The sequence below is a fragment of the Myxococcus sp. CA040A genome, from assembly GCF_013336725.1.
GTDB classification, from domain to species: Bacteria; Myxococcota; Myxococcia; order Myxococcales; family Myxococcaceae; genus Myxococcus; species Myxococcus llanfairpwllgwyngyllgogerychwyrndrobwllllantysiliogogogochensis.
The window spans coordinates 1-782 of record NZ_JABUMR010000044.1 but is presented as its reverse complement, the minus strand read 5'-3'; the positions used below and the strand labels follow the sequence as shown (position 1 = coordinate 782).

General features: G+C 67.0%; 1 protein-coding gene. It reads left to right on the top strand.

Annotation, left to right across the window (positions count from 1 at the left end):
* On the top strand, positions 1 to 782 hold a 782-nt coding region (locus HUA75_RS46020), incomplete at both ends, for a condensation domain-containing protein (protein ID WP_254628133.1).

Sequence of the window (782 nt, the reverse complement as noted above, 5' to 3'; positions counted from 1 at the left end):
CAGCTCACCGCCGAGCTGCGCGCGCTGTGCCTGCGTGAAGGCGTCACGCCCTTCATGGCACTGCTGTCCGCGTTCCAGGTGTTGCTCGCTCGCTACTCGGGCCAGGACGACATCGTCGTCGGCTCGCCCATCGCGAATCGGCAGCGCTCGGAAATCGAGGGCATCGTCGGCTTCTTCGTCAACACGCTCGCGCTGCGCGCACGGCTGACGGGGGAGATGACGTTCCGCGAGTTGCTGACCCAGGTGAAGGAGATGACGCTCGGCGCGTACACGCACCAGGACGTGCCCTTCGAGAAGCTCGTCGATGAGCTCAAGCCCGAGCGCGACCTGAGCCGGTCTCCGCTCTTCCAGGTCATGTTCGCTCTTCAGAACACGGGCCACTCGGCCGGGCCGGAGGACGGTGAGGAGAAGAGTCCGCTCGAGCCAATGCAGGTGGACAGCGGCACGGCCAAGTTCGACCTGTCCCTGCTCTGCGGTGACTTCGGCGACGACATCGGCGGCCTGCTCGAGTTCAACACCGACCTGTTCGACCGGAGCACCGCGGAGCGGATGGGCGCGCATCTGGTGCGCCTGCTGAAGTCCGCGGTGAACAACCCGGGTCAGTCGCTGTGGCGCCTGCCCCTGCTCGATGAGCAGGAGCGTCACCAGTCCCTCGTCTCCTGGAATGACACGTCACGCGAGTCTCACGCCGTCACGACGCTGCACGGCCCCTTCGAGGCCCAGGCGCTCCGCACGCCCGACGCCATCGCCATCTCCGATGGCTCGCGCTCGCTCACCTACGC